Genomic DNA, 3829 nt, shown 5'->3' on the forward strand with positions numbered 1-3829 from the left:
CCTGACCCTGGCGGCCAACGTGGCCAAGGCCTACAGCGACCTGGGCCAGGCGCATATCGTGCGCGACCTGGCCGTGGACGACCTCAAGCGCACCCGCCAGATGCTCGACCTGAGTCAGCGCCGCCTGAGTTCCGGTATCGACAGCGAGTACCAGTACCAGCAGACCGAAAGCCTGGAGGCCAGCGCCCAGTCGCAACTGATCGATGCGGAAAAACAACTGCAAAGCGCCAGGATCGCCCTCGCGGTATTGCTCGGCAAAGGCCCCGACCGTGGCAACGAACTGGCCCGCCCGGCGGTATTGAAACCCGCTGCTGTCGCCGTGCCTTCCGTGTTGCCCGCCGAGTTGCTTGGCCGGCGGCCGGACCTGATCGCCGCGCGGTGGCGCGTGGAAGCCGCGAGCAAGGACATCGCCGCCAGCAAGACCCGCTTCTACCCCAACCTCAACCTGAGCGCGAGCGCCGGTGCTGAATCGTTGCTGGGAGACGCGATGTTTGGTTCGGCCAGCCGCTTCTTCAACATTGCACCCACCGTATCACTGCCGATCTTCGACGGCGGCCGCCTGCGCGCCGACCTCGATGCCCGCGACGCCGATTACGACCTGGCCGTGGCCCAGTACAACAAGACCCTGGTGCAAGCCCTGGGCGATATCGGCACCACCCTGTCGCAATTGCGCGACACCGGGCGGCAGATCCAGGCGCAGCAACATGCCGCCGACATCGCCCAACAGTCCTACGACACCGGGGTGCAACGCTACAGCTCCGGCATCGGTAATTACCTGGATGTGCTCAGCATCGAGCAGCAATTGCTGCAGGCCCAGCGTCAGTTGGCGACCCTGAATGCTGCGCAGATCGACCTGTCGATTCAATTGATGCAGGCCCTGGGTGGCGGATTCAACGCCCACAACGTCGCCGCGACCACCCCAGCCACCCGCACGGAATAATTTGAGGTATTTGTCATGGCCACTGCCGACAGCAACAACGCAACTGAACAACCCAAGGACACCAACCCGCGCAAACGCAAAGTCATGCTGATCGGCCTGGCGCTGATCGTCATCTTGGGTGTCGTCGGCGTGTGGGCCTGGTACGAGCTTTACGGGCGCTTCAACGAAAGCACCGACGACGCCTATGTGAACGGCAACGTGGTGGAAATCACCCCGCTGGTCACCGGCACCGTGGTCAGCATCGGCGCCGACGATGGCGACCTGGTCCACGAAGGCCAGGTGCTGGTCAACTTTGACCCCAACGACGCCGCCGTCGGCCTGCAAAGTGCCCAGGCCAACCTGGCCCGCACCGTGCGCCAGGTGCGTGGCTTGTACAGCAACGTCGATGGCATGAAAGCCCAGGTCAACGCGCAGAAAGCCGACGTGCAGACCGCCCAGGACAACTACAACCGCCGCAAGACCCTGGCCCAGGGCGGCGCGATTTCCCAGGAAGAACTGTCCCACGCCCGTGACAGCCTGACCGCCGCAAAGAACGCTTTGACCAACCTTGAGCAGCAACTGAAAACCACCAACGCCCTGGTGGATGACACGGTGATTTCGTCCCACCCGGATGTGCAAGCCGCCGCCGCGCAACTGCGCCAGGCTTACCTGACCAACGCGCGCAGCACCTTGATCGCACCCGTCACCGGCTATGTGGCCAAGCGCACCGTGCAGCTGGGCCAGCGCGTCCAGCCGGGTACCGCGCTGATGGCGGTGATTCCGCTGGATCAGCTGTGGATCGATGCCAACTTCAAGGAAACCCAACTGCGTGATATGCGCATCGGCCAGCCGGTGGACATCGAGTCGGACATCTACGGCAGCGACGTGAAGTACAGCGGCACCGTCGACAGCCTCGGCGCCGGCACCGGCAGCGCGTTTGCCCTGTTGCCCGCGCAAAACGCCACCGGCAACTGGATCAAAATCGTGCAACGTGTGCCGGTACGCATCCATATCAACGCCGAGGAACTGGCCAAGCATCCGTTGCGGGTGGGCTTGAGCACCGTGGTCAATGTGGACCTGCACGACCAGAGCGGCCCGGTGCTGGCGCAACAGCCACCGCAGAAGGCTTCGTTCACCACCACTGTGTACGACCGCCAACTGGTCGAGGCCGATGCCATGATCAACCAGTTGATCCATGACAACAGCGTCGCCGCTCCCAAGGCTGCGCAACGCTGATGAGCAATAACGCCTCGTTCACCCCACCCAGCCTGCTGATGGCCACTATCGGGCTGTCGCTGGCGACCTTCATGCAGGTGCTCGACACCACCATCGCCAACGTGGCGTTGCCGACCATTTCCGGCAACCTGGGCGTGAGTTCGGAGCAGGGCACCTGGGTCATTACCTCGTTTGCGGTGAGCAACGCCATTGCCTTGCCGCTCACCGGTTGGTTGAGCCGACGCTTCGGCGAGGTGAAGCTGTTCCTGTGGGCGACCATGCTGTTCGTGCTGGCCTCGTTCCTGTGCGGTATTTCCACCTCGATGCCCGAGTTGATCGGCTTTCGCGTGCTGCAGGGACTGGTGGCGGGGCCGTTGTACCCGATGACCCAGACGCTGCTGATCGCGGTCTACCCACCGGCCAAGCGCGGCATGGCCCTTGCGCTATTGGCGATGGTCACGGTGGTGGCGCCGATTGCGGGACCGATCCTCGGCGGCTGGATCACCGACAGCTACAGTTGGCCGTGGATCTTCTTCATCAACGTGCCGATCGGCATCTTTGCGGTGATGGTGGTGCGTGCGCAGTTGAAGAAACGCCCGGTGGTCACCAGCTACCAGCCGATGGACTATGTGGGGTTGTTGAGCCTGATCGTCGGTGTCGGCGCCTTGCAGATCATCCTCGACAAGGGCAATGACCTGGACTGGTTCGAATCCAACTTCATCATTATCGGTGCAGTGATCTCGGCGATTGCCCTGGCGGTGTTCGTGATCTGGGAGATGACCGACAAGCACCCGGTGGTGAACCTGCGCCTGTTCGCCTACCGCAACTTCCGCATCGGCACCATTGTGTTGATCGGCGGGTACGCGGGCTTCTTTGGCATCAACCTGATCCTGCCGCAGTGGCTGCAAACCCAGATGGGCTACACCGCCACCTGGGCCGGCCTGGCGGTGGCGCCGATCGGCATTCTGCCGGTGCTGATGTCACCGTTCGTGGGCAAATACGCGCACAAATTCGACTTGCGCCTGCTGGCGGGGTTGTCGTTCCTGGCGATGGGTTTGAGCTGCTTCATGCGCGCAGGCTTCACCAATGAGGTGGACTTCACCCACATCGCCCTGGTGCAGCTGTTCATGGGGATCGGCGTGGCGCTGTTCTTCATGCCGACCTTGAGCATCCTGATGTCCGACCTGCCGCCGCAGCAGATTGCCGACGGCGCGGGGCTGGCAACGTTCTTGCGCACCTTGGGCGGCAGCTTCGCGGCCTCGCTCACCACCTGGATCTGGATTCGCCGCGCCGACCAGCACCATGCGTACATGAGCGAGAACATGACCACTTATGACTCGACCACGCGCGACGCGATACAGGCCCTCGGCGGGGCGGGGCACAAAGCGTATGCGCAGTTGGACCAGATCCTCACCAGCCAGGCCTACATGATGTCTACCGTGGACTATTTCACCTTGATGGGGTGGATCTTCGCGGGCTTGATGTTGCTGGTGTGGCTGGCCAAACCGCCGTTTACCGCGAAGGCCGGGCCTGCGGCTTCGGGGCACTGACTGCCCAGGGCTGAAATGCAATCAACTGTGGGAGGGGGCTTGCCCCCGATGGCGGTGGGTCAGTCACAGATGCATCAACTCTGTAGCGCTCAACCGTAACCACGATGCGAAGCGAGTCGCTCTTGATCTTGATCTGCTTTTGATC

General features: G+C 62.8%; 3 protein-coding genes. All 3 read left to right on the forward strand.

All coding sequences use genetic code 11. The annotated features are described in order from the left end of the window. Positions 1-940: efflux transporter outer membrane subunit (locus BFP90_RS16950; RefSeq protein WP_141688974.1), on the forward strand; the 940-nt coding region annotated here is incomplete at its 5' end. A 15-nt stretch (positions 941-955) separates the two neighbouring features. Then, positions 956-2155, forward strand: a complete 1200-nt coding sequence (locus BFP90_RS16955) for an HlyD family secretion protein (RefSeq protein ID WP_065894898.1) — start codon at positions 956-958, stop codon at positions 2153-2155. Next, positions 2155-3684, forward strand: a complete 1530-nt coding sequence (locus BFP90_RS16960) for a DHA2 family efflux MFS transporter permease subunit (protein WP_065897509.1) — start codon at positions 2155-2157, stop codon at positions 3682-3684. The genes BFP90_RS16955 and BFP90_RS16960 overlap by 1 nt, the downstream gene beginning before the upstream one ends. The last annotated feature ends 145 nt before the right edge of the window (positions 3685-3829 follow it).

It is taken from the genome of Pseudomonas sp. 24 E 13, assembly GCF_900004715.1.
In the GTDB taxonomy this organism is placed as follows: domain Bacteria; phylum Pseudomonadota; class Gammaproteobacteria; order Pseudomonadales; family Pseudomonadaceae; genus Aquipseudomonas; species Aquipseudomonas orientalis_A.

Excerpts from the sequence above, each read along its gene's own strand:
- BFP90_RS16955 (WP_065894898.1), top strand. The coding sequence starts at position 956 with ATGGCCACTGCCGACAGCAACAACGCAACTGAACAACCCAAGGACACC.
- BFP90_RS16960 (WP_065897509.1), top strand. The coding sequence starts at position 2,155 with ATGAGCAATAACGCCTCGTTCACCCCACCCAGCCTGCTGATGGCCACT.